Below are 23,967 nucleotides of genomic sequence, written 5' to 3'. Positions count from 1 at the left end.
GTGTGCGCCTCCCGCACGGGGATCACGTTCCCTCAAAGCCGGATCACCGGTCTGTGCGGAAGACGTGTATCGGCGGCGGATGACCGGTGTTACGATCCCGGCACCTCGGTGACCGGGTGGTGACATACCGCGCCACCCGGTGTGCTCCGTGCGCGCGGGAGGTCTGGTGGACGTCGTCGGCACTCGGGCGAACGCACCTGCGGCTCCGGCACCGTGGGCCGAGTTCGGCCGTCAGCTCCGCCGCTGGCGGCAGCGCGCCGGCCTCACCCAGGCGCAGGTCGGGACCAGGGTCGGTTACGACCACAGCGCCATCAGCAAGCTGGAGGGCGGCAGGCGCGAGCCGTCGCCGCGGTTGGCGCGCCACCTCGATGAGGTCCTCGGCGCCGGCGGGGAGCTGCTTGCGGTCTACACGGCCTCCCGGCACGAGGACGCGGACACCGCGCCCCGGGCCGCCGGCGGGACCCGGCCCGGCCCGCTGCCCGGAGACACCGGAGACGGCGGGGACGCCGGAGCCGCCGTCCCGGTCTTCCCGGACGTGCTCGGCTGGCCGTACCGCCTGCCCAGCCACGGCCTCGAGTGCCCTCTGCACGACGACGAGGGCTGTACGGTGCCCGCACCGGCCGACGCGCTCCCGGCGTATCTCGCGTTCTGCACCGCCGGCCTCCCGGCGGACACCGGTTCCGACACCGTCCACGTGCTCTCCGGGCTCCTGGTGGCCTGCTGGCGCGCCGGCGCCGAGCGGACGTCACCGGAGACGATCACGGCGGTCGAGCAGGCGCTCCACGCGATCGTGCGGCGCATGGAGGGGCTCGCGGGGGCGTCCCGGCGGGCGTTCCGGCGGCTCGCCGCCGGTTACGCGCAGCTCGCCGGGGAGCTGCGGATGCAGCGCGGCCAGAACGGGATGGCGATGGCCTGGCTCCACAAAGGGCTGGGCTGGGCCGCCGTGTCCGACGGCGTCGGGATGTGCGCCACCATCCTCTACGACATGAGCACGGTCGCCCGCCTGGAGTACGACGCGCCCTCGGCCCTGGCGTACGCGCGCGCGATCAGGGCCGCCGATCCCGGCCTGCGCTGGACCTCCGTCGCAGCCGATCTCTGCGAGGCGCGGGCGCACGCCCTCGGCGGCGACGCACTGGAGTCCCGGCTGCATCTGGCCCGGGCCCGGACGGGCCTGTCCCGGCTGGGGGAACGCGATCTGGCCGAGGCGCCGTGGCTGTGCGGGGCCGCCGGAGAGGTCCATCTGGAGTCGGGGACCGGCGGCGCCCTGCGCGACATCGCCGCCCTGACGGCGGACCGGTCGGCGGCCTGCCTGGCGGCCGAGGCGACGGAACGGTCGCTGCGCAGCCTCGCGGAGCGGATGCGTCCCGCCAGGCTGCTCCTCACGCTGCGGCTGGCCGACTGCCATGCCTGCGCCGGGGATCCGGAGGCGGCGCTGGCCGTCGCCGGCCCGGTGCTGGCGGAGGCGAGCGCCGTACCGAGTGCGGTGATCGGCCGGGAGCTTCGCGGGCTGCGCGGCAGACTGGCGACCCGCTGGGGCGGCCGGCCGGACGTGCGCGACTTCATCGACCCGTTCGGCCGCAGCCTCCCCTGACCGCGAGCGGCTCCGCCCGCCGGTCCACCTGCGCTCCCGCCCGCCGGTGCACTTGCCGATGCGCTTGCCGGTTCGGGGTACGGCAAGCGCCTTCCCTCACCTTCCGTCAAGAAATCAGCACATTGTGTGATCTCTACGGCTCCTGATCGACAGAAGTTTGCACCACGCGTTGAGAATATTGACCAATTTCTGTCTGATATGGGACCTTTCGTCCGCGTTGTTCGCGGCGATCCCTGCCGACAGATCCCGACGGGCTCTGCCGACCGGTCTCGCATCGATGTCCGCGGCGGCGGCCGTACGCCGTCACCGCGGTTCCCCCACATCGTCAGAGAGCGAGAACAGCATGAGAGGGTCCCTCCGGACACCGGCCCTGGCCGGTGTCGCGCTCACCCTGGCGGCAGCCACCGTGCTCGTCGCCTCCACCTCCGCCTCGGCCGATCCGCCTCCCTCGCCCGCCGACGCGGCCGCCGTGGCCAGGGCCGAGCAGGCCATCGAACGGCACCGCGACGCGATCCGCGGGGCCGGCCAGGACGACTACAAGGTCCAGACCGTCCGGGTGGACGCCGACGGCACGTCGCACGTCCGCTATCACCGGACCTACCGGGGTCTGCGGGTCCGCGGCGGCGACTTCGTCGTCCACCTGAGGCCCGACGGCGCCTTCGCCGACGCCTCGGTCGGGCTCACCGAGGCGCTGACGCTCGGCACCAGCCCGAAGGTGTCCGCCGCCACCGCCGCCGGGAAGGCCAAGAGCGCGTTCACCGGGAAGATCACCGAGGTCGGCGATCCGGAGCTGTTCGTCGACGCGTCCTCCGGGCAGGGACGCCTGGCCTGGGAGACCGTGGTCAGCGGCTGGGCCGCCGACGGGCAGACGCCCTCACGGCTGCACGTGATCGTCGACGCCGGGTCCGGTGAGGTCACCGACTCCTACGACGAGATCAGGTCGGCCGTCGAGGGCGCCACGACGGCCACCGCGAGCACCTCGAGCGCCCTGGTCGACGGGACCGGGAACTCGATCTACTCCGGCACCGTCACGATCTCCACGACGCAGTCCGGGAGCTCGTACAGCATGGTCGACCCGGACCGGGGCAACGGCAGAACGTGCGACATGAACAACCGCACCAGCGGCACCTGCTCGACCTTCACCGACCCCGACAACACCTGGGGCACCGGTTCCAACGGCAACCGGCAGTCGGCCGGGGTGGACGCCCACCACGGCGCCGCGAAGACGTTCGACTACTTCAAGAACGTGCACGGCCGCAACGGCATCTTCGGCAACGGGAGCGGCGTGCCGAGCCGGGTCCACTACGGCAGCAACTACGTCAACGCCTTCTGGGACGGCTCCCAGATGACCTACGGCGACGGCTCGGGCAACTCCCGGCCGCTGGTCGCCATCGACGTGGCCGGTCACGAGATGTCCCACGGCGTGACCGAGAACACCGCCGGCCTGGTCTACTCCGGCGAGTCCGGCGGCCTGAACGAGGCCACCAGCGACATCTTCGGGAACATGGTCGAGTTCTACGCCGGCAGCGGTGCGGACCCCGGCGACTACCAGGTCGGCGAGAAGATCGACATCAGGGGCAACGGCACCCCGCTCCGCTACATGTACGACCCCGCGCTGGACGGCAGCTCGCACTCCTGCTGGTCGACCCGCACCGCGAGCGTCGACGTCCACTACTCCTCCGGCGTCGGCAACCACTTCTTCTTCGACCTCGCCGAGGGCACCGGGGCGACCCCGTACGGCACCTCGCCGGTGTGCGGCTCGGCCCCGGCCGTGACCGGCATCGGCAGGGAGAAGGCGGAGAAGATCTGGTTCCGGGCGCTGGACGCCTACTTCACCTCCAGCACCCGCTACGTCAACAGCGGCAACCCGGCCAACACCGCCCGCGCCTACACGCTCCGCGCCGCCACCGACCTGTACGGCAGCTGCTCCACCGAGTATCGGACCGTCCAGGCGGCCTGGACGGCGGTCAACGTGGCGGGCAGCGACGCCCCGTGCTCGTCCGGGAACGACTTCTCGGTCTCCGTCTCCCCGACCTCGGCCTCCACCGCCCCCGGCGGCTCCGTCAGCACGACCGTCTCCACCCAGGTAACCGGCGGCTCCGCGCAGACCGTGGCCCTGTCCGCCGCCGGCCTGCCCTCGGGCGCCACCGCCTCCTTCGACCCCTCCTCCGTCCAGGCCGGCGGCACCGCCAGGCTGACCGTGGCCACCACCGCCTCCACCCCCGCCGGCACCTACCCCGTCACCGTCACCGGCACCGGCGCCACCGCCACCCGGACCGCGACCTTCACCCTGACCGTCAACGGCCCGGGCGGCGGCGCCTGCCAGGGCTTCGAGACCACGAAGACCGGAACCCTGAGCTCCGGCGCCAGCCAGTACCAGCCTGACGGGGGCTCCTTCCAGACGACCGTCAGCGGGACGCACCGCGCCTGCCTCGACGGACCGAACGGCACCGACTTCGACCTGTACCTGCAGAAGCGGGGCACCTTCGGCTGGAGCACCGTGGCCCGCAGCACCTCCACCGGCCCCGATGAGAGCCTGACCTACAACGGCACCGCCGGCACCTACCGCTACCGTGTCCACTCCTACAGCGGCAGCGGTGACTACACCCTCGGTTACGACGCCCCGTAACCGCCGATACCGTCCCAGACGCCCACCGGAGCCCCCGGGCACCGGTGGGCGTCGCCCTGCACCCGCTCCTTCAACCCCGTTATAGCAGGATCACCCGCACGCGGCGGGGTGGACCGGTGGACCCGGATGACCCGTCGCAGGTCAGGTGCGGAGCGGAGGCGGCTCGCCGGAGCCACCGGGCGGATGTCCGTCAGCGGTCTTCTCCGTCCGTCTCGCCGAACAGCTCGTGCACGGTCCGGGCTGTCGCCGCGCGGGTCGCCCAGGACTCCAGCCGGGCGAGGTCGGCGCAGGCGGTGATCCGGGCGCGGACGTCGTCTGGCACCTCCAGGCCGCGGGCGGCCAGCACCAGCAGCACCAGCCGGGCCGCCTCCTCTGCTCTGCCTTCCGCCTTGCCTTCCGCCTTGCCCTTGGCCTTTCCTTCTTCCAGGCCGCGGCCGTAGTGCTCACGGGCGAAGGGGCTGTAGACCGGCCAGGTGGTGGACGTCATGATCTCCTCCAGGAGGCGCCGCACCTCGGGTGCGGACATGCTGTAAGCGTGTTCATAGTACTTCGGAGCGTGATCGTCGGGCAGTTCCGCGAGCGCCGCGGCGAACGCCTCGACGACCTTGCGCTGACGGCCGTGCACCATGACCGCCAGGGCCGCCAGCTCCGGCTGGGCCGCGGCCTGCTGCGGGTCGGTGACGACGGGGATGCCGTCCGGCCCCAGCACTCGGGCCTGCAACCGGTAGCCGGTCAGGCCGGAGTCGATCGGCCGGGCGTAGTAGTCGGCGGTCCTGGCGTCGGGGCAGACCACCAGCACAGTGACGTCGCAGCGCAGCAGCAGCCAGAGCGCGGCGGCGTAGCGGGCGAGCTGCCGGGGGTTCTTCGACGTGTCCTGCTGGATCTCGACGATGATCGCGTGTGCGGGGGCGGTCGGCGGCCCCATGACGACGACCAGGTCCGCTTCGATGTCGTCGGAGGGCCGGGTGTTGAAGGTGGTGTTCTCCAGCCGGACCAGCGGGGTGGCGGGTAGTTCCTGTCCCAGCAGGTCGCGCAGGATCTCCACGGCCAGTTGGGGGCGGTCGCGGAACAGGTTGATCAGAGAGTCATGTCGGGGAGATGGCACGTCGCTTATTGTCACACATGAATCACTTTAAGTAATCACTTCTGTGATGGGTTGACGATCTACTGACGAGCAGGCCGGGGATGTACGCCTTCGTCTCCGGCCTGCTCGGATCGCGGGCCCTCAGGCGAAGAGCGCCCTCCCCCAGTGGTCGCTCGCGTCCACCACCCCGGGCGGACAGGCGAACAGCCCGCTGGAGACGTGCTTGATGTACTCGTTGAGCGGGTCGGTGGCGGCCAACGCCTGCTGCACCGGGACGAACTGCCTGCGCGGGTCACGCTGGTAGGCGATGAAGAACAGGCCCGCGTCCAGCCGTCCCAGGCCGTCGGAGCCGTCGACGTAGTTGTAGCCGCGGCGCAGCAGGCGCGCTCCGCCGTGCGAGGTGGGGTGCGCCAGCCGGACGTGGGCGTCCCGGGGGATCACCGGCTCTCCGCCGGGACCGGTCTTCGCGAAGTCCGGCTCGTCGAACTCGGCCTTCCCGGTGAGCGGGGCGCCCTCGCCCTTGTCCCGGCCGAAGATCGCCTCCTGCTCCGCCAGCGGGGCGCGGTCCCAGGTCTCGATGTGCATTCGGATCTTGCGGGTGACCAGGTAGGCACCGCCGTCCATCCAGGCCGGTCCGTCGCCGGGGGCCGCCCACAGGTGGTCGCGGAGCATCGCGGTGTCCTCGAGCTTGAGGTTGTTCGTGCCGTCCTTGAAGCCCATCAGGTTGCGCGGGGTGGCCTGCGTCCGGGAGGTGGACGACGTGCGGCCGAAGCCCAGCTGCGAGTAGCGCACGGTCACCCTGCCGAACCCGATCCGCGCGAGGTTGCGGATCGCGTGCACGGCCACCTGCGGGTCGTGCGCGCACGCCTGGACGCAGATGTCACCGCCGGAGATCTCGGGCAGCAGCCCGTCACCCGCGAAGGCGGGCAGGTCGGCGAGCGCGGGCGGCCTCCGCCCGGCCAGCCCGAACCGCTCGTCGAACAGCGACGGGCCGAAACCGACCGTCAGGGTGAGACCGGAGGCGGGCAGGCCGAGGGCCTCGCCGGTGTCGTCCGGCGGAGCCTCCGGGGCCCCGCCGACCGCGCCGAACGCGCCTGCGTCCCTGCCCTGGGTCATCCGCGCGGCGGCGGCCGTCCACTCCTGCAGCAGGTCGACCAGCTCGGCCCGCTCGGTGGTGGTCACGTCGAAGGCGACGAAGTGCAGCCGGTCCTGGGCGGGGGTCGTGATCCCCGCCTGGTGCCGGCCGTAGAACGGCACCGCGTCGGACGCCGAGGACGACGACACCGGGCGGGCGGCGGGCGGCTCGTCCGCGAGCACGCGGGCGGCGACCGCCCCGGCCCCTGCGGCGGCGACGCCCGCGGCGCCCAGGCCGAACAGCGACCGGCGGCTGATCCCGCTCACCGCACCACCACCGCCGCGACCTTGCTGATCGGCTCGGAGAGGCTGTTGATGGCGTCCGACAGCACGCGCAGGTCCTCCTTCGACAGCTCGGTGTGCAGCTTCCAGCCGTCACCGCTGCGGTGCGCCTCCAGGGCGGCCTCGGCGGCGGCGAACCTCTCGTCCAGCGTCTTCACCAGCGCCGGGTCGCGCTCCTCCAGGACCGGGCGGAGCGACTGGACCGCGGCCCTGGACCCCTGGAGGTTGGCGGCGAAGTCCCACAGGTCCGTGTGGGAGTAGCGGTCCTCCTCACCGGTGATCTTCCCGGTGGCCACCTCGTCGAGCAGTTCCTTGGCCCCGTTGGCGAGCTGGACCGGGGAGAGCTCGGCCGCGTTGGCCTTCTCCACGATCGTGGTGACGTCGGTCATCAGCTTGTCGGCCAGCTCGTCGTCGCCCGAGACGTCCTTGGCCACCCAGAGGTCTTTCTCGATCCTGTGGAAACCTGTCCACTCCTCCCCCTCGGCCACGTCGTTCTCCCGGGCGTCGATCGCCGGGTCGAGGTCGCCGAAGATCTCGGCCACCGGCTCGATGCGCTCCCAGTAGGTGCGGGCGACGGGGAACAGCTCCTTGGCCTTGTCGATGTCCTCGGCCTTGACGGCGTCCACGAACTCCTTGGTCTTGACCAGCAGGGTGTCCGACTGGGACTTGACGTACCGCTTGTAGCCGGCGACGGCCTCGGCGAGCTTCGCGTCGTCGGTCAGCGGCTTGTGCTCTCCGCTGACCTTGAGCGCGTTGCGGATGCCCTTGCCCGTCATGCCGGGCTTGCAGGCCGTCTCGTACATGCCCGCCGGGAGCTCCACGACGAGCTCCCGGGTCAGGCCGGGGACGATGTTCTCGACCTCGCCCATCACCCGGTCACCCGCGGCGAAGACGTAGAACTCCGTCACCTTGGCGCCGTTGTTGGTCACGGCGAACGTCGAGGTGCCCGCGGCCACCTCGGTGGCGGCGACCTTGCACTCGGTGTCGGTGGCGGCGACGGCGACCGGGCCGCCCCCGGTCCCGGCGGCGGCCGTGGCCCCCGGGCCCGAATCCGGGTCCGCCGACGAGCAGCCGGCGAGACCGGCGAGGGCGAGGACGGCGGCGGCCAGGGCGGTGGGCGCGGCGGTGGGGGTGCGCATTGCGTTGACTCCGGTCAGGAAGCGGCCTGGGCCGACTGGGGGGCGGGGCCCGCCGGCGTCCTGCCGCCGGGCCACAGGAAGAGGACGAGGACGGGCACCGCGTAGGCGACCCAGGCGACGGTCTCCAGGACGCTGGGCTGGGCGGTGACGTTGAACATGCCGCCGAGCACCATCGAGTACCAGGCGCCGGGGTCGAGGACGCCGCTGATGTCGAAGGCGTGGGTGTTCAGCCCCGGCAGGAACCCCGCCTCCTGCAGGTCGTGCACGCCGTACTTGAGGATGCCTGCGGCGACGAGGATCAGCAGCAGGCCGGTCCAGGTGAAGAACGTGGTGAGGTTGATCCGCAGGGCGCTGCGGTACAGCCCCCAGCCGAGCGCGACCGAGGTCAGCAGGCCCAGGGTGATGCCGATCAGCGGGCTGGCGGTGGTGGTGGCGCCCTGCACGGCGGCGAACCACAGCAGCGTGGTCTCCAGCCCCTCGCGCGCCACCGCGAGGAACGCCACCACGACGACGGCCACGGGTCCCAGCCGGAGCGCCTCGCCGAGCTTCTCCCGCAGCTCCCCGGACATCCGCCGGGCGGCCGTCCGCATCCAGAAGATCATGGACGTGACGAACACGGTCGCGGTGATCGAGACGACCGCCTCGAACAGCTCCTGCTGCTGCAGGTCGAGGTGGGCGGCGGTGAAGGTGAGCAGCGCGCCGAACGCCACCGAGAGCACGGCCGCGGCGCCGACGCCCGCCCAGACCAGCGGCAGCCGGTCGCGGCGGTCGCTCTTGACGAGGAAGGCCACGAGGATGGAGACGACGAGCGCCGCCTCCAGCCCCTCGCGGAGACCGATGAGATAACTCGCGAGCATGGACGGCCTCCACCCGTAAGCCTTGCCTAACTTAGGACAGGCTTACCATAACCTGAACGTCTCCTGAAGAGTGAGCGGGGGTGGTGTTCACGCTCCCGCGGGCGGACGGACCAGGTCGGCCGCCGTCCAGGCGAGCAGGACGGCGGCGTCGAGCAGCGCGCGGTCGGCCGCCGGGGCCGCGGCGGCCTCGGCGAAGGCGGCGTCGTGCGGTACGGCCCCGCCGGCACCGATGTCGAGCATCGGGTGGATGGCGCGGACCACGTGCGAGACGTTGGCCATGTCGGTCATCGCGAACGGCTCGCGCTCGACCGGGGCGGGCCGCCCGAGCGCGGCGGCGTTGGCCGCGTACAGCTCCGCCAGCCCCGCGTCGTCCCGGAAGTCCAGGTAGTCCGGTTCCGGGCGGGTCAGGTTCAGCTCGCAGCCGCTCGCCACGGCGGCGCCCCGGAAGCAGTCCTCCACCCGGGCGCGGAGCGCCGCGAGGTCCTCGGCCCTGGCGGCCCTGATCTCGTAACTCGCCGCGGCGCGGGCCGGGATGACGTTGGGCGCCTCCCCCGCGGCCGTCACCACGCCGTGCACGTGCCAGTCGCGCGGGAGCTGCTGGCGGAGCAGCCCGATCGCGACCTGGGCCAGGGTCATCGCGTCGGCGGCGTTGCGGCCCTCGTGCGGGGCGAGGGTGGCGTGAGCCGGGCGGCCGAGGTACTCGGCGTCGAGCGTGCCGAGCGCGAACGAGCGGAACCTGACGGTCTCGAACGGCCCGGGATGCACCATCATGGCCGCGTCCACGCCGTCGAAGACGCCCGCCTCCAGCAGCAGCGCCTTGCCCCCGCCGCGCTCCTCGGCGGGGGTGCCGACCACCTTCACGGTCAGGCCGAGCGCGTCGGCGACCGGGGCGAGCGCCAGGCCCGCGCCGACGGCCGCCGCGGCGATGACGTTGTGCCCGCAGGCGTGGCCGAGGCCGGGCAGCGCGTCGTACTCCGCGCAGAACGCCACCGTCACGGGGCCGGAGCCGTACGACGCGGAGAAGGCGGTCGGCAGCCCGCCCGCCCCGGCGGTCACCTCGAACCCGGCCGCGCTCAGCGCCCGCGCCGTCCACTCCGCCGCCCGGTGCTCGGCGAAGGCCGTCTCGGGATGCGCGTGGATCCGGTGGCTCAACCCGACCAGCTCCCCGGCGTGCGCCAGCACCCGTTCCCTGATCGCGGCCTTCACCGGGTCGCGCCCCGGTCCCTCCGCGCCCGCCCCGGCCGCGCCCGCTCCGCTCACATCCGCGCCGTTCACATCCGCTCCCTTCGCGCCCGCCCCGGCCACATCCGCTCCGGGGGCGCCCATCACGACCACCCCGCGGCCAGCCCGGAGAGCCCGGAGGCGAGCCCTCCGAGCCAGCAGGCCGGGTCGTGGCCGCCGTTGTACTCGGTGAACGTCACCTCGTACCCCTTGGCGGCGAGGACCCCGGCGAACCGCCGGTTCTCGGCGAGCAGCATCCACTCCAGCCGCCCGGCCTCCACGTGGAAGCGGACCGGGAGCCGGGGCGCCCGCTCGTAGCTCCGGGTCAGCCATTCGGGGTCGTCGTCGCTCCACCAGTAGGAGCCGGACTGCGAGAGCACGTTGCCGAAGCGCTCGGGAGCGGTGAACGCCGCGTAGGAGGCGGTGAGCCCGCCGAAGCTCTGGCCCGCGACCACGGTCAGCCCGGGATCGCCGGTGACCCCCCACTCCTGTTGCGCCCAGGGCAGCAGGTCGTCGGCCAGGTGCCGGACGAACGGCTCGTGGCAGGCCATCTCGCGCAGCCGGGTCGGCCGGTCCACCGCGTCGGGCAGCAGCACGACCGTCGGCGGGATCCGGCCCTCGGCGATCAGGTTGTCCATCGTCGGCGCGATCCGCCCGGCCCACACGTCCCCGTCGAGCAGGACGAGCACCGGGTACGGCCCGCCGCCCCGGTGTCCCGCCACTCCGCCGTCCCGTTCCGCCATGGGAGCCGCCGGGGCCACGGGAGCCGCCGGAACCGCCGAAACCGCCGAGGATCCCGGCGTCCCCGGGACCTCCCGCTCGGATGTCTCCGCCGCGGAGGCCTCGTGCCCCGGCGGCGTGTAGACCCAGACCCGCCGTCCCGCGACCGCGCTCTCGTGCACCCGTCCCCCGGGCACGCCGGGGCGCCGATCCCGGTACGGCTGCGCGGGGGCCTCCGGAAGTTCCAGCAGGGAGGAGGGGTTGCGGCCGTGGCTTCCGGGGACCATGACGGGGTTGCCCGGGTCGGGGAGGGCCGTCGTCATGACGCGCAGCCAGGAGTCCCGGTCGGTGCCGGGCACCTGCTCGCACGGGAGGATCTGGTAGCTCGCCCGCAGGTCCCCCTCGAGCTCGTAGGTCAGGCTGAGCACGTCGCCGCCCGGCTCCCGGGTCATCACGTGGGCGCCGATGTCGCCCGTGTGCCGGTCCCGGTCGGTCAGCGTGTTGATCAGGACGACCGCCCGCTCGTCCTCGGACCGGGCCCGCCACAGGAAGGTCACCCGGTACCTGCCCGGCGTCCGGGCCGGCTCGACCAGCGGGGTGGTCCGGCCGTCCCGCGGGGGCACGCCCGGGGAACCGTGTCCGGGGGATTGCATCGGCATGTCACGACCTCCGGTCGGAGAGCAGGGTCCACAGCAGGAAGGGGCCGCCCAGGACGCTCGTCACGACGCCCGCGGGGATCTCCGCCCCGGAGGCGATGACGCGGCCGATCGTGTCGGCGGCCACGACGAGCGCGGCTCCGGTGAGGGGCGCGCCGACGAGCGGGAGCCGGGCGGGCCCGGACAGGCGGGCGGCGATCACGGGCGCGGCCAGCGCCACGAAGGCGATGGGCCCGCCGATGCCGATGGCCAGCCCGGCCAGGGCCACGGCCAGGGCGAGGACGGCCAGCCGGGTCGTCCGGGGGTTCGCCCCGAGCCCGGTGCCGACGTCCTCGCTGAAACGCATCACGTCCAGCCGCCGGGAGACGGCCAGCGCGGCGGGCAGCAGCAGGGCCAGTCCGACGGCCACCGGCAGCGCCACCGGGTAGCCGCGCCCGGCGAGGCTGCCGACGCTCCAGGAGTGGATGGCCGTGGCCGAGCTGAGGCCGCGCCAGGCCAGGACCGACTGGGTCAGCGCCCCGGCCAGGGTGGTGACCGCCAGGCCCGTGACGATGAACCGGTAGCCCTGGGTGCCGACGCCGCCGGAGATCGCGAAGACCACGACGGCGGCGGCGAGGGCGCCGAGCGGGCCGGTCCACCAGTGCTCGAAGAGCATCTCCGCGGACGAGAAGAGTCCGGCCAGCATGATGGCGATGACGGCGCCCTGGTTGATGCCGAGCATGTCGGGGGTGGCCAGCCGGTTGCGGGCCAGCGCCTGGGTCAGGCAGCCGGACAGGCCGAGCGCGGCCCCCGCCACCAGCCCGGCGACGACCCTGGGCAGCCGGATCTCCTGGACGAGCAGGATCTGCCCGCCCGCCCCGATCCCGCGCAGCGCGTCCAGCGCCTGGCCGGCGGTCATCGCGGACTGCCCTGCCACCAGCGCGGTCACCCCGGCCGCCGCCGCGAGCGCGGCCAGCGCCGCGACGGCGAAGGAGGATCGCACCGGGAGCAGGACCGAGAGGGCGCCGAGCCGTACCGGCAGCGCGTCGGACGGGAGCGGTCCCCGCCCCGGCCCGGACCCCGCTCCGCGCCGTACACCGGACCGTGCGCCGTGTTGCACGCCGGACCGTACGCCTCGCCGTGCGCCGGTCGCCGGGGCCCCGCCCGCGCGGTCCGCTCCGGCCCGCCGCCCCAGGATGCGGCGGAGCCCTTCCGCCGGCGACCGGAGGAGCCCCGCCCCCCGGCGCGGGATCCTGTCCGAGATCAGGTCCCCGGCCCCGGCGGCGACCGCGCGGGAGCGCGCCACCACGATCAGCACGGGTCCGCCGAGGATCGCGATCAGCAGCGAGACCGGCGCCTCGTACGGCCGCATGACCACCCGGGCGAGCACGTCCGCGCCGAGCAGCACCAGCGCGCCGGCCAGGCCCGACAGCACGATCTGCGGGCCGACCCGGCCGCCGAGCAGGGTCCTGGCCAGGTAGCCGGCCAGCAGGCCGAGGAAGCCGATCGGCCCGGCCACCGCGACCGCGGCGGCGCTGAGCAGCGTCACCGCCACGGTCACCGTGACCCGGGTACGGCCGGGCCGGTGGCCGAGGGCCACGGCCATGTCGTCGCCGAGGGAGAGCGCGGCCAGCGGCCGGGCGGCCAGCGCGGCCATGCCGAGTCCGGCCAGGATCGCCGGGGAGACCGACAGGACCCGCTCCAGCGGGACGCCCGCGAGCGAGCCGAGCACCCAGAACCGGTACTGGTCGAAGGTGACGGGGTCGGCGACCAGCATGGCCGAGGTGATCCCGGTGAGCGTGGCCGACAGCGCCGCGCCCGCCAGGACCAGTTTGAGCGGGGAGAAGCGGGAGCCGATCAGCAGCACGACCCCGGTGGCCAGCAGCGCGCCGCCGAGGGCCCAGACCAGGTAGGCCCCGCCGGTCTGCGCGCCCGCGTAGACGATCCCGACGACCACGCCGAGGGCGGCGCCCGAGTTCACCCCGAGCAGTCCGGTCTCGGCGAGCGGGTTGCGGGTGACCGCCTGCAGCAGCATGCCCGAGACGCCGAGGGCGGCGCCCACGACGAGGGCGGCCAGCGTGCGGGGCAGCCGGAGCGTGGTGACGACCATCTCCAGATGGTGGTCGCCGCGGGCGCCGAGCAGGTAGTCGACGACCTGCTCCGGCGCGACCCGGCCGGCGCCGGTCAGCACGGAGGCCGCGGCGAGTCCCAGCAACGCCGTCAGGCAGAGGGCGAACACCGGGAGGGGGGCCCGGGGTTGCGTAAACATAAGGTAAGGCTAACCTAAAGTAGGTAAGACTTGCCTAATCTGGTCTGGAGTTCGCATGTCCCCCCTCCGCAGGGCCGGCGGCCTGTTCGCCGCCGTTCTCGCCGCCTTGACCGTCGCGGCGTGCGGCACGCCGTCCGAGAACGCGTCCACGGACACGTCCGCGGCACCCGCCGCCTCGTCCTCCGCCGCCTCCGCCACCCGCGAGGTGAAGGACGCCACCGGCACCCTGATCAAGGTCCCCGCGGAGCCGAAGCGCGTGGTCACCCTCACCCAGGAGGACCTCGACGCCGCCCTCGCCCTCGGCGTCACCCCGGTCGGCATCACCAACGGCCAGGGCCTCGACAAGCCCCCGGCGTACCTCGCCGACAAGGTCCAGGGCATCCCCGTCGTCGGCAACCTGCTCCAGCCGGTGATCGACAAGGTCGTCGAGGTCCAGCCCGACCTGATCCTCGCCGGGGACATGCAGGACCAGCAGATGCTCGACCAGCTCCGCAAGATCACTCCTGCGACGGTGGTCACGATGGCGCCCACCGACGACTGGAAGCTGTCGTTCATGGGCATCGGCAACACGCTGAACAGGCTCGACGCGGCCAAGAAGGTCCTCGCCGACTACGACGCCAAGGTCGCCGAGGCGAAGGCCAAGGTCGAGCCCGCCGAGGTGAGCATCGTCCGGTGGAACCCGCAGGGCCCGAGCTGGATGGAGAAGCGGCAGTTCGCCAGCTTCGTCGCCACCGACCTCGGCCTCACCCGGCCCAAGGCGCAGGACAAGGACGGCACCGCCCACTCCATGCCGCTGAGCCTGGAGGCCCTGTCCGACATCGACGGCGAGTGGCTGTTCCTGTCCACCCTCACCTCCGACGGCGAGAAGGCCCTCGCCGAAGTCAAGGAGACCCCCGCCTTCAAGGAGCTGAAGGCCGTCAAGGCCGGCCACGTCGCCACCGTCGACGGCTCCGTCTGGAGCACCCGCGGCGCCCCGCTGGCCGCCCAGGTCGTCCTCGACGACCTGGTCAAGGCCCTCGCCGGCTGACGGGCCCGCGTCCCGCACCCAGATCACCCGGACGGGCGCCCTCCCCCGGTCCCTGCCCCGATCACCCGGACGGGTGCCCGGGTCCCCGCCGCGCCCACGCGGACGGGCGTCCCACCGAGCGCCCCGCCGGTCTCACCGGCGGGGCGTTCGCCCGTCGCCGCCGGTGTTCGCCCGCTCGGCGAAGACCCAGTTGTCGGCGGTCGTCCTCAGCCCCGGCAGCCACGTGCCGGGCACGTCGCGCCCGGCGGCGAGCTGCCGGACCGCGCCGTCCCGCATCTCCCCGTGGGCGTGGAAGAGGTGGATCCCGGCCACCCCGAAACCCGGGAACCCCACCTCGATGCCGCGCGCGTCCTCGTACGCGGCGTCGAGGATCCTGCCGGGCCCGGCGTCGAGGTCCTCGCCCAGCGCCCGGATGGAGTCCGGATGGATGCTCCTCATCCCCGCGCGCTGGTCCGCCGTGGGAGCCCGGAACCCGCCGGGCACCGCGTCCCCCTCGGCGCCCTCCTCGATGTCCCCCTCGACGCGTCTCGGCCACTCCAGCGGCGTCGCGGCCCCACCGGCCGCCGGGACCGCGCGCGCTCCGACGAAACCGCCCAGGCCGCCCGCGCCGAGCGTGCCCAGGCCCGCCAGCACGGCGCGGGAGACGCCGAGCCGGGCCGCGACCCCGGACAGCAGCGCCACCGCGGGACCGTTCGCCTTGGCCAGGCCCGCGATGAGCGCCCGTACGGCCGTCCCCGCCTCCACCATCCGGGCGTTGGCCACATAGGTCGCCTGCACGTTGAGGGCGGGCACCACCGCGGCGGCCAGGAGCGACGCCACGTGACGCACGAGCGCCGCCCCGATGACCGCGGACGACAACCCGACGGACGTGTAGGCCACCGCGGTCAGCTTCAGCGCGGCGTCCATGGCGTCGTACATCTCGGCGGCCTGCCCGAGCGTCTCCTGGTATGGCCGGACCCGGGCGGCCATGAAGGCGTCCCGGCCGCGCTCCGTCCACCGGTCGGCGTCGGCCCGGCCGTTCACGGCCTCCGTGACCAGGGCCCTCGCGGACCGGACGCGCTCGGCGACGCCCCCGTACCGGTCGCCGGCGTGCCAGATCTGCGCCGGGTCGGAGACGAGCGTGCCCAGCGCGAGCGCGACGGGGGCGGCGAGCGGGAAGACGGCCGCCGCACTTGAGGCGCTCGCCGCCCCCCAGACGCTCGGAGCCGAGGTGATCACATCACTGGGCGCAACACCCATGGGGCCGCTCCCCGGGTCGGTGGACGCGAGCGGATCGACCAGCAAGCTACAAGATCTCATGCGCCCTGACAACGGACCGTGTCGGCCGTGCCCCAGCGGTTCACCGCGGCCCTCCCGCTCCGCAAGGCCGCCGATCCCCGGACCGCCGCCGGAGCACCGCATCGGTGATCCGGAAATGTCGGTGCCGGTCGGTAGCGTGGACTCGCCGGATCACGCGAACGCCACGGAAGGCGGGTCTCCATGACCACCCAGGACAAGACCATCACCGGCGAGCGGGCCGATCTGCTGCAGACGCTGGCCAGGCATCGGGGCTTCCTGCGCCAGACGGTCGAAGGGCTGACCGACGAGCAGGCGGCGCGGCGCACCACGGTGAGTGAGCTCTGCCTGGGCGGTCTGATCAAGCACGTGGCCGGGGTCGAGGACAGCTGGATGAGGTTCGCGGTCGGCGGGGCCGAGGCGATGTACGGCGAGCCGATCGACTGGGAGGGCCAGTTCCGCATGCTGGAGGGCGAGACCCTGGCCGGGCTCCTCGACGCCTACGAGCAGGTGGCCCGCCGGACGGACGAGCTGGTCGCGACGCTGCCCGACCTGGACGCCGCCCACCCGCTCCCGGAGGCCCCGTGGTTCGAGCCGGGCGCCTCCTGGTCGGTGCGGCGGGTGCTGCTGCACGTCATCGCCGAGACCTCCCAGCACGCCGGTCACGCCGACATCATCCGCGAGGCGCTGGACGGCGCGAAGACCATGGGTTGAGGACCGAAGGCCATGGTCTGAAGGCCATGGTCCGAGAAGGCCGCGGGCCGGAACGCGAAAAGCCCGGGCCGGTGAGACCGGCCCGGGCTTTCACCTCGGTGCGCCGCCAGGGACTCGAACCCCGGACCCGCTGATTAAGAGTCAGCTGCTCTAACCAACTGAGCTAGCGGCGCTTGCGATGGGCCAACTCTAGCAGCCCGGCGGAGGGCAACGCACATCCCCACCCAGAACGCGCATCCGCCCGGATGCCTCCGGGAGGCTCCGGACACAGATGCGGGGCCGGACGGTTCCCCCAACCGTCCGGCCCCGTCTTCACCTGGCGGGCTCTGCCGTCGCCTCCCCCAAGACGACGGCGGCTCCGCTCGTGGACGCGATCCCCCCGCGTCCTTTTCCGGTAAAAGTCTCCGTTGGGCCCCGGTGGTCCTCGCGGACCTCCTTGACCTGCTTCCACACTAGCGAGACGAAGGCAACGAGAACGTCATACACAGGTTGGTTTTGCCCCTACACCCGGAGTGACCCGGTATAGGCCGGGTCAGCCTGCCGGACCGCGGGGGGGGCGTCACACGGGCAGTTCGAGGACGACCTCGGTGCGGTTCCGCAGGGCGTTGCTCACCGTGCAGTGATTCTCCTCGACGCGGTGCGCGACCGCACGGAAGACCTCGGCCGCCTTCTCGTCACCCTCGGGCAGTTCGACGTCGTAGCTCACGGTGATCGGTCCGAGCCTGGTGGGCTCGATCTTCTCGCTGCTGACGGTCATCGCCAGGCGGACCAGCCGGTGGCCGCGCTTGGCGGTGAGGGGCTCCACGGTGACGATGTTGCAGCCTCCGAGCGCGGCCAGCAGCAACTCGACCGGAGTGAAGACGCCCTGCTCGTCACCGCCGCCCATGGCCACCTCGGCGCCGCGCTCGTTGCGCGCGATGTATCCGTCCTCGGTCCGCTCCACGTGCACCGATGCCATGATCCGTCCTCCCTGGTCGCCTGCCGATCACCTTATCCAAGCGTGCGGTACGGCCAGGCGGGGGCGCCGGGCCGTACGCCCGCGGCCGCGTTCGGCGGCCGGGAGGGATCGGGCGGCCCGGCGGAGGCGGACTCTAGGGTTCGGGGGCGGCCATGGCGTCCGGGTGCTCGGACAGGTAGGCGATGTAGAACGGCCGCAGCGCCTCACCGAGCTCTCCCTCACCCGCCACCATGGCGTCGCTGAGCAGAGCCGAGACCCGGGTGAGGTCGTTGGCCGTCTGGTCGCTGTTCCCGCTCGCCGCCTCGGCCGGCGGGATCATCTTGAGCAGTTCCCAGAGAAAGCCGAAATCCCCGTGGTGCACCGCGTACCCCACTGCTCGGTCGTGGAGCTCCCGGGCCGACAACGCATCCAGCTCATCCGTTTCCAACGATCCCACCCCCTTATGCCCCATCTGCCCCCAGATGTGAGCGATCATGCGTGTTCGTCGTCGATCGAACGGTCAGCGGACGGGCCGATCACGGTAAACGGTCTCCTACCGCAGGTCCCTCCAGGGGAGATCGAGCCCGGTCCGCGCCACGACCGGCACCCGAGTGGCTAGTGTCGAGGCATACCGGTCGGCGCAAAGATCTACGGACCTTCGGGCCTACCGGCCGTCCTCCGACCGTGCGAGGATCCCCGGACGCCCAAGTCCCCGGCCTGGAGGCCGGGGCCCCCATTGGAGGTAATCGGTGAAGATAATCATCAAAGTCCTCATCGTGGCGGCCTCCCTGTGGGTGGCCGAACTGCTCGTGGACGGGATCACCGTCTCGGGGGACACGACACCGAAGAGGATCGGCACGCTGCTCGCGGTCGCCTTCGTCTTCGGTCTCGTCAACGCGGTCCTCAAGCCGATCATCAAGACCATCGGCTGCGCCTTCTACGTCCTGACCCTCGGTCTGTTCGCCCTCGTCGTGAACGCCGGCCTGCTCCTGCTCACGAGCTGGATCGCCGATCAGCTCGACCTGTCGTTCCACGTAACCGGCTTCTGGGCCGCCCTCTGGGGAGCGGTCATCGTCGGCGTGGTGAGCTGGCTGCTCGACCTGGTCCTGGGCCGCGACTGACGCGGCGGCCACCGGCCCGGCCTCCGGCTCCCGGCCGGTCCTCCACGGAGGACCGGCCGGGAGCCGGACGCGTCAGAGGACCCGCTCCCGGACGGCGCGGGCGATGCCCGGGTCGTCGGCGAAGACGCCGTCCAGACCGAGCCGGTAGAGCTTCTCCAGCCAGCCCATCACATCGCCGGTGGCGCGCGGGAAGGCCGGGTTGGCCGGGTCGCCGAGCCGGAAGTCCACCGGGAGCTGGGAGTTCTCGTTCCGCACGGTCCAGGTGTGGACCTTCAGCCGGGCCCGGTGGGCGTCGCCGATCAGCGTGGTGGGCGCGAGCAGGCGGCCGTCGGGGCCGGTGGGGACGATCCGCCGGGTGTCCACGCCGATGCCGTCGGCGTACCGCGCGACCTCGCGCAGGCCCTCGGGGGTCACCATCGCGTCGTAGGTGCGCGGGTCCCCCGCCGCGGTCCAGTCGTACGGCGCGCCGCTCGCGCTGATCAGCTGGATCAGCGGGAGCCGGGTCTTCCTCCGCAGCTCGCGCAGGTTGGCCGTCTCGAAGGACTGGATGAAGACGGGGGAGCGCCGCCCGTCCCAGCCGTGCCTGCGGAGGGTCTCCAGCAGCGGCTCCTCCAGGGAGAGGCCGATGGAGTCGAAGTAGGTGGGGTGCTTGGTCTCGGGGTAGACGCCGACCCCGTGCTCACCGGCCAGCAGCAGGACCTCCTCGAAGGTCGGGATCTCCGCCAGCCCGTCGAAGACGGTGTTGCCCGGCCGCAGGTCGGGCACGCGCTCCACCGCCCGGAGGGTCCTCAGCTCGGCGAGCGTGAAGTCCTCGGTGAACCAGCCGGTGACCGGCCGCCCGTCGACGGTCTTCGTGGTACGGCGCGCCGCGAACTCCGGATGGTCCGCCACGTCCGTGGTGCCGGAGATCTCGTTCTCGTGGCGGGCCACGAGGACGCCGTCCTTCGTGGAGACCAGGTCGGGCTCGATGTAGTCGGCGCCCAGCGCGATCGCGGCCTCGTAGGAGAGCAGGGTGTGCTCGGGACGGTGGGCGCTCGCGCCCCGGTGGCCGATGACGATGGGCTCGCCGCCGCGGCGCTCGGCGGCGGCGGGTTCGGGTCGGTGCAGCACAACGGTGACGGTACCGGTCGCGAGAACGGTCAGCGCCACGGCGAGGAGCCTACGGATCATGGGAGGACCGTAGGGGCCCGGGGTGACCGGCGGGTGCCCGGGACGCGACCGCCGCGCCACGGCCCGGTGTCGGGAACGTCATTCACCGCGGACCGGAGCGGAACGCGGCCCGGCTCCCGGCTCCGCCCCGGGCCCGGCGTCCGGCGCGGGCCCGGCGTCCGGCGCGGGCCCGGCGTCCGGCGCGGGATCCGGCCCGGGGTCCCCGGTCCCACGAGCCTCCCGTCCCGGCCGTCCCGCAGCCGGTGCCGGGCGTCCGGCGAGGAGTCCGGCGGCGAGCTGGAGCCCGCACGCGCCGAGCCCGGCCAGCAGCGGCACCGTCCAGCCGCCGGTGACCTCCCGGAGCAGGCCGATCAGGAACGGGCCGAGGGCCGCCAGGACGTACCCGGCCGACTGGGCGACGGCCGACAGCGCGGTCACCGCCGCCGGGTCCGGGGCCCGCAGGGTGATGATCAGCAGGGCCAGCGCGATCGCGGCGCCCTGGCCGACGCCGAGCACGAGCATCCAGAGCCAGGGGACGGTGGCGGGAGCCGCCAGCACCCCGGCGTACCCGGCGGCGGTGAGCAGGGTCGCCGCCGTGACGTGCGGCACCTGCGAGCGCACCCTCCCGGCGTGCACGGGCACCGCGAGCGTCACCGCCACCTGGACGAGGTTGGACAGGCTCAGCAGGTAGCCGGCCTGGTCGGCGGGGAGCCCCGCCTCCTGGAAGACCGTCGGCAGCCAGGCGAGCGTGATGTAGAAGGTCAGCGACTGCAGCCCCATGAACGCCGTGACGGCCCAGGTCACCGGGGCGCGCAGCAGCGCACCGAACGGCCTGGGCGCCGCCGGTCCGCCCGCCGGGCGGCGCAGCGCCTGGGGCAGCCAGAGTACGGCCGCCGCCACGGCGGGGAGCGCGGCCAGCGCGGTGGCCCCGCGCCAGCCGTACCCGGTGGCGTGTTCGAGCGGGACCGTCAGCCCGGAGGCCGCGGCGGCGCCGAGGACCAGGCCGGAGACGTAGACGCCGGTGAACGGGCCGACCCGCGCGGGGAAGTGCTGCTTGACGATGGCGGGCATCACCACGTTCATGACCGCGATGGCGGTGCCGGCCACGGCCGCGCCCGCGTACAGCGCGGGGACGCTCCCGGCGCTGCGCAGCAGCAGGCCTGCGGCCAGCACCAGCAGCCCGGCCAGCAGTGTGCGGTCCAGGCCGAACCGGCGGGCCAGCAGGGGGGCGAGCGGGGCGAGCACCCCCAGGCAGACCACCATCACCGTGGTGATCGCGCCGCCTCCGGCCGGGCTCAGCCCGAGATCCTCCATGATCTCGTCGAGCACCGGCGAGATCCCGGCCAGGGCGGGCCGGAGGTTGAACGAGGCGAGTACGAACCCGGCGACCAGCAGGAACCATGACAGGCGGACCCGGCGCTCGGACATCGCCCTACTTTCGCACACGCCCCCGGCCGCACACGTCCCCGGCCGCGCACGTCTCCGGCGGTGACCGGCGCCGGGCGGGAACGGGCATCGGCCCGTCGCACCCTCACCGGAAGGTCCCGGCACCGGTTCCGGCCCCGGACACCCGTCCGGCGCCCGGCGGGTCCCGTGACACGCTGGAGGTACGCAAGCGGGAGGTGGGCGTCATGATGTCGGCAGGTTCGGCGGGGTCGACGGGACCGGACGGGCTGTTCTCCGGGATGTTCGCGCGGGGCGGGGCCGCCGCCGAGGTGACGGACGCGGCCTGGCTGGCCGCGATGCTGGACGTGGAGGCGGCGCTGGCCCGCGCCCAGGCCGGGCTCGGCCTCGTCCCGCGCGAGGCCGCCGAGGCGGTCGGGGCCGCCTGCGACCCGGAGCTGTTCGACCTGGCCGAGATCGGGCGCAGGGCCGCGGGCAGCGCCAACCCGGTGGTCCCGCTGGTCGCCGCGCTGCGCGAGCAGGTCCGCGGGGACCTGCGCCGGTACGTGCACCACGGCGCCACCAGCCAGGACGTCAACGACACCGCCGCGATGCTGGTGGCCCGGCGCGCCCTCGCGCAGATCCTGGGCGACCTGCGCACCGCCGCCGACGCCTGCGCCCGCCTCGCCGGGGAGCACCGCGACACCGTCATGGCCGGGCGCACGGTCCTGCAGCAGGCCGTGCCGATCACCTTCGGGCTGAAGGCCGCCGGGTGGCTCACCGCGCTGCACCGCTCGCACGCCCGGCTGGCCGCGCTGCGCCTGCCCGTCCAGTACGGCGGCGCCGCGGGCACGCTCTCCGTCCTCGGGGAGCGCGGCCACGAGGTGCCGCCCCGGCTCGCGGCCGAGCTGGAGCTGGCCGCCCCGATCCTGCCCTGGCACACCGACCGGACCCCGGTCGCCGAACTGGCCTGCGCGCTGGGCGTCACCGCCGGCGTCCTGGGCAAGATCGCGACCGATGTGAAGCTGCTGGCCCAGACCGAGGTGGCCGAGGCCGCCGAGCCCTCGGCCCCGGGCCGGGGCGGTTCCAGCGCGATGCCGCACAAGCGCAACCCGGTGGGCGCGGTCTCCGTGCTCGCCTGCGTCCAGCGGGTCCCCGGGCTCGTGGCCTCGGTGCTGGCCGGCATGCTCGCCGAACACGAGCGCGCCGCCGGGCCCTGGCAGGCCGAGTGGGAGACCGCGGGCGAGCTGCTCCGGCTGACCGGGAGCGCCGCCTCCTGGCTCGGCGAGCTCCTGGAGGGCCTGACCGTGGACGCCGCCCGGATGCGCGCCAACCTCCACCTGACCCGGGGCCTGCCGATGGCCGAGAACGTCGTCGTCCGGCTCGGCGGCACGCCGCAGGCCCGCTCGGCGGTGGACGCCGCCTGCGCGCGCGCCGTCGAGGAGGGCCTGTCCCTGCGGGAGGCGCTGCTCGCCGGGCCCGGGGCGGACCTGTCGCCGGAGGACCTCGACACCGCCCTCGACCCGGCGCGCGCCCTGGGCTCGGCCGGTGCCTTCGTCGACCGCGCGCTGGAGCACAGCAGGGAGGACACGTGACGGACGGGTGGAGCGCGGGGGACGCCGCCCGCCGCGCCGTACCGGGCGGGGAGCGCGTGGAACGGACCGCGGCGGGCCCGGAATCCGGCCGGGACGACGGCAGGTGAGATCCTGGGACCGGAACGCGGTGACGATGTTGTCCGCGAGCGCGGCCTGGTCCATGATCGGAACGTGACAGAGGGCATCCGGGGCCGGCCCACGATGAAGGACGTCGCGGCGGCGGCCGGGGTGGCGCTCAAGACGGTCTCCCGGTTCGTCAACGCGGAGCCCGGGGTCAGCCCCGCCACCGCCGAGAGGGTCGCCGCGGCCATCGAACGGCTCGGCTACCGGCGCAACGAGAGCGCCCGGATGCTCCGCCGCGGCCGGACCGCGACCATCGGGCTGGTGATCGAGGACGTCGCCGACCCGTTCTACTCGGAGATCGGCCGGGCGGTCGAGGACGTCGCGCTCCGCCACGGCTCGCTGGTGTTCAGCGGCTCCTCCGGGGAGGATCCGCGGCGCGAGCGGGAGCTCGTGCTCGCCTTCTGCGCACGGCGGGTGGACGGTTTGGTCATCGTGCCCGCCGGGACCGACCACGACTACCTGCTGCCCGAGCTCGACGCGGGCGTCGCCGCCGTCTTCGCCGACCGTCCCGGAGGGCTGGACGCGGACACCGTGCTCTCCGACAACGCCGGCGGCGCGCACTCCGGGGTGACCCACCTGATCCGCCACGGCCACCGCCGGATCGCCTTCCTCGGCGACCGCACCGCCATCTTCACCGCCGCCGAGCGCCTGCGCGGCTACCGCCGCGCGCTCTCCGACGCGGGTCTGCCCGCCGACGGGACGCTGATCGCGACGGGTCCGCCGGAGCGGGCCGGGGTCGCGCTGGACCGGATGCTCGCCGAGCCGGACCCGCCCACGGCCGTGTTCGCCGGCAACGGCCGGATCACCGTGGCGCTGCTGCGCTCCGGTCACCGCCCGCCCCTGGTCGGCTTCGACGACTTCGAGCTGGCCGACCTGCTGACGCCCGGGGTGAGCGTGGTGGCCCAGGATCCCGCCGGTCTCGGCCGGACGGCCGCCGAGCTGCTCTTCCGCCGCCTGTCCGGCGAGACCGGTCCCGCCCGGCGGATCGAACTGGCGACCCGGCTCGTCCCCCGCGGGTCGGGTGAGCTGCGGCCCTGACCCCGGGGTCGGAGCCCGCCACGGGAAGGAAGCCCCCGCTCGCG

The 23,967-nt window shown here is 73.7% G+C and carries 19 protein-coding genes and 1 tRNA gene; 7 read left to right on the top strand and 13 right to left on the bottom strand.

Features of this window, described 5'->3' with window-relative positions:
* Positions 1-148 precede the first annotated feature (148 nt).
* Both IEZ07_RS04505 and IEZ07_RS04500 read left to right on the top strand, forming a co-directional pair.
* Entirely contained in the window at positions 149-1,591 is a 1,443-nt protein-coding gene (locus IEZ07_RS04505; RefSeq protein WP_204054251.1) for a helix-turn-helix domain-containing protein, read from the top strand.
* A gap of 343 nt (positions 1,592-1,934) precedes the next feature.
* Positions 1,935-4,220, top strand: a complete 2,286-nt coding sequence (locus IEZ07_RS04500; protein ID WP_191893613.1) for a M4 family metallopeptidase — start codon at positions 1,935-1,937, stop codon at positions 4,218-4,220.
* A gap of 190 nt (positions 4,221-4,410) precedes the next feature.
* Here the strand turns inward: IEZ07_RS04500 and IEZ07_RS04495 are convergent, their stop codons facing one another.
* The 7 genes from IEZ07_RS04495 to IEZ07_RS04465 all read right to left on the bottom strand — a co-directional run bounded on the left by IEZ07_RS04495 (position 4,411) and on the right by IEZ07_RS04465 (position 13,561).
* Positions 4,411-5,325, bottom strand: a complete 915-nt coding sequence (locus IEZ07_RS04495) for an RpnC/YadD family protein (RefSeq protein ID WP_239319415.1) — start codon at positions 5,323-5,325, stop codon at positions 4,411-4,413.
* A 120-nt stretch (positions 5,326-5,445) separates the two neighbouring features.
* On the bottom strand, positions 5,446-6,705 hold the full coding sequence (efeB, locus tag IEZ07_RS04490; protein ID WP_239319420.1) for an iron uptake transporter deferrochelatase/peroxidase subunit: 1,260 nt from the start codon (positions 6,703-6,705) through the stop codon (positions 5,446-5,448).
* Positions 6,702-7,859 carry an iron uptake system protein EfeO gene (efeO, locus tag IEZ07_RS04485; RefSeq protein WP_191893612.1) on the bottom strand — a complete coding sequence of 386 codons (1,158 nt, stop codon included), beginning with the start codon at positions 7,857-7,859 and terminating at the stop codon, positions 6,702-6,704. The genes efeB and efeO overlap by 4 nt, the downstream gene beginning before the upstream one ends.
* 14 nt (positions 7,860-7,873) lie before the next feature.
* Complete coding sequence (gene efeU / locus IEZ07_RS04480; protein WP_191893611.1) at positions 7,874-8,716, bottom strand: iron uptake transporter permease EfeU; 843 nt, start codon at positions 8,714-8,716, stop codon at positions 7,874-7,876.
* 87 nt (positions 8,717-8,803) lie between these two features.
* Complete coding sequence (locus tag IEZ07_RS04475; RefSeq protein ID WP_204054252.1) at positions 8,804-9,991, bottom strand: amidohydrolase; 1,188 nt, start codon at positions 9,989-9,991, stop codon at positions 8,804-8,806.
* A gap of 50 nt (positions 9,992-10,041) precedes the next feature.
* Positions 10,042-11,316, bottom strand: a complete 1,275-nt coding sequence (locus tag IEZ07_RS04470) for an enterochelin esterase domain-containing protein (protein WP_204054253.1) — start codon at positions 11,314-11,316, stop codon at positions 10,042-10,044.
* A gap of 1 nt (position 11,317) precedes the next feature.
* Entirely contained in the window at positions 11,318-13,561 is a 2,244-nt protein-coding gene (locus IEZ07_RS04465) for an iron chelate uptake ABC transporter family permease subunit (RefSeq protein ID WP_191893609.1), read from the bottom strand.
* A gap of 55 nt (positions 13,562-13,616) precedes the next feature.
* On the opposite strand from IEZ07_RS04465, the gene IEZ07_RS04460 reads away from it, so the two are divergent.
* Positions 13,617-14,588, top strand: a complete 972-nt coding sequence (locus IEZ07_RS04460; protein WP_191893608.1) for an ABC transporter substrate-binding protein — start codon at positions 13,617-13,619, stop codon at positions 14,586-14,588.
* A gap of 132 nt (positions 14,589-14,720) precedes the next feature.
* On the opposite strand, the gene IEZ07_RS04455 is transcribed toward IEZ07_RS04460, so the two are convergent.
* Positions 14,721-15,827, bottom strand: coding sequence for a hypothetical protein (locus IEZ07_RS04455; RefSeq protein WP_191893607.1), 1,107 nt, complete (start codon positions 15,825-15,827; stop codon positions 14,721-14,723).
* 240 nt (positions 15,828-16,067) lie between these two features.
* Here IEZ07_RS04455 and IEZ07_RS04450 point away from each other — a divergent pair, with 240 nt between their 5' ends.
* Entirely contained in the window at positions 16,068-16,577 is a 510-nt protein-coding gene (locus IEZ07_RS04450; protein ID WP_191893606.1) for a DinB family protein, read from the top strand.
* Between the two features lie 99 nt (positions 16,578-16,676).
* Here IEZ07_RS04450 and IEZ07_RS04445 read toward each other — a convergent pair.
* The 3 genes from IEZ07_RS04445 to IEZ07_RS04435 all read right to left on the bottom strand — a co-directional run bounded on the left by IEZ07_RS04445 (position 16,677) and on the right by IEZ07_RS04435 (position 17,971).
* Positions 16,677-16,750: transfer RNA gene (locus IEZ07_RS04445), tRNA-Lys, on the bottom strand.
* 386 nt (positions 16,751-17,136) lie between these two features.
* Entirely contained in the window at positions 17,137-17,535 is a 399-nt protein-coding gene (locus IEZ07_RS04440) for an OsmC family protein (protein WP_068897527.1), read from the bottom strand.
* Positions 17,536-17,668: 133 nt separating this feature from the next.
* On the bottom strand, positions 17,669-17,971 hold the full coding sequence (locus tag IEZ07_RS04435) for a hypothetical protein (protein ID WP_231647395.1): 303 nt from the start codon (positions 17,969-17,971) through the stop codon (positions 17,669-17,671).
* A gap of 292 nt (positions 17,972-18,263) precedes the next feature.
* Here IEZ07_RS04435 and IEZ07_RS04430 point away from each other — a divergent pair, with 292 nt between their 5' ends.
* Complete coding sequence (locus tag IEZ07_RS04430) at positions 18,264-18,635, top strand: phage holin family protein (RefSeq protein ID WP_191893605.1); 372 nt, start codon at positions 18,264-18,266, stop codon at positions 18,633-18,635.
* 72 nt (positions 18,636-18,707) lie between these two features.
* On the opposite strand, the gene IEZ07_RS04425 is transcribed toward IEZ07_RS04430, so the two are convergent.
* Both IEZ07_RS04425 and IEZ07_RS04420 read right to left on the bottom strand, forming a co-directional pair.
* A complete protein-coding gene (locus tag IEZ07_RS04425) occupies positions 18,708-19,805 on the bottom strand; it encodes a glycerophosphodiester phosphodiesterase (RefSeq protein ID WP_191893604.1) in 1,098 nt (365 codons plus the stop codon).
* Positions 19,806-19,883: 78 nt separating this feature from the next.
* Positions 19,884-21,212: a CynX/NimT family MFS transporter gene (locus IEZ07_RS04420; protein ID WP_191893603.1), complete on the bottom strand. Its 1,329-nt coding sequence runs from the start codon at positions 21,210-21,212 to the stop codon at positions 19,884-19,886.
* A 203-nt stretch (positions 21,213-21,415) separates the two neighbouring features.
* On the opposite strand from IEZ07_RS04420, the gene pcaB reads away from it, so the two are divergent.
* Entirely contained in the window at positions 21,416-22,762 is a 1,347-nt protein-coding gene (gene pcaB / locus IEZ07_RS04415) for a 3-carboxy-cis,cis-muconate cycloisomerase (protein WP_239319423.1), read from the top strand.
* 171 nt (positions 22,763-22,933) lie between these two features.
* The gene (locus IEZ07_RS04410) at positions 22,934-23,923 is read left to right on the top strand and encodes a LacI family DNA-binding transcriptional regulator (RefSeq protein WP_239319435.1); all 990 of its coding nucleotides are present in this window, start codon (positions 22,934-22,936) and stop codon (positions 23,921-23,923) included.
* The last annotated feature ends 44 nt before the right edge of the window (positions 23,924-23,967 follow it).

The sequence above is a fragment of the Planomonospora parontospora genome, from assembly GCA_014647935.1.
Lineage (GTDB): Bacteria > Actinomycetota > Actinomycetes > Streptosporangiales > Streptosporangiaceae > Planomonospora > Planomonospora parontospora.
Note: the sequence above shows the minus strand (reverse complement) of the source record. Positions and strands in the feature narration are given on the sequence as shown.

Excerpts from the sequence above, each read along its gene's own strand:
- efeU (WP_191893611.1), bottom strand. The coding sequence starts at position 8,716 with ATGCTCGCGAGTTATCTCATCGGTCTCCGCGAGGGGCTGGAGGCGGCG.
- IEZ07_RS04420 (WP_191893603.1), bottom strand. The coding sequence starts at position 21,212 with ATGTCCGAGCGCCGGGTCCGCCTGTCATGGTTCCTGCTGGTCGCCGGG.
- IEZ07_RS04425 (WP_191893604.1), bottom strand. The coding sequence starts at position 19,805 with ATGATCCGTAGGCTCCTCGCCGTGGCGCTGACCGTTCTCGCGACCGGT.
- IEZ07_RS04465 (WP_191893609.1), bottom strand. The coding sequence starts at position 13,561 with ATGTTTACGCAACCCCGGGCCCCCCTCCCGGTGTTCGCCCTCTGCCTG.
- efeO (WP_191893612.1), bottom strand. The coding sequence starts at position 7,859 with ATGCGCACCCCCACCGCCGCGCCCACCGCCCTGGCCGCCGCCGTCCTC.
- IEZ07_RS04500 (WP_191893613.1), top strand. The coding sequence starts at position 1,935 with ATGAGAGGGTCCCTCCGGACACCGGCCCTGGCCGGTGTCGCGCTCACC.
- pcaB (WP_239319423.1), top strand. The coding sequence starts at position 21,416 with ATGATGTCGGCAGGTTCGGCGGGGTCGACGGGACCGGACGGGCTGTTC.
- IEZ07_RS04460 (WP_191893608.1), top strand. The coding sequence starts at position 13,617 with ATGTCCCCCCTCCGCAGGGCCGGCGGCCTGTTCGCCGCCGTTCTCGCC.
- IEZ07_RS04470 (WP_204054253.1), bottom strand. The coding sequence starts at position 11,316 with ATGCCGATGCAATCCCCCGGACACGGTTCCCCGGGCGTGCCCCCGCGG.
- IEZ07_RS04455 (WP_191893607.1), bottom strand. The coding sequence starts at position 15,827 with ATGGGTGTTGCGCCCAGTGATGTGATCACCTCGGCTCCGAGCGTCTGG.
- IEZ07_RS04440 (WP_068897527.1), bottom strand. The coding sequence starts at position 17,535 with ATGGCATCGGTGCACGTGGAGCGGACCGAGGACGGATACATCGCGCGC.
- IEZ07_RS04450 (WP_191893606.1), top strand. The coding sequence starts at position 16,068 with ATGACCACCCAGGACAAGACCATCACCGGCGAGCGGGCCGATCTGCTG.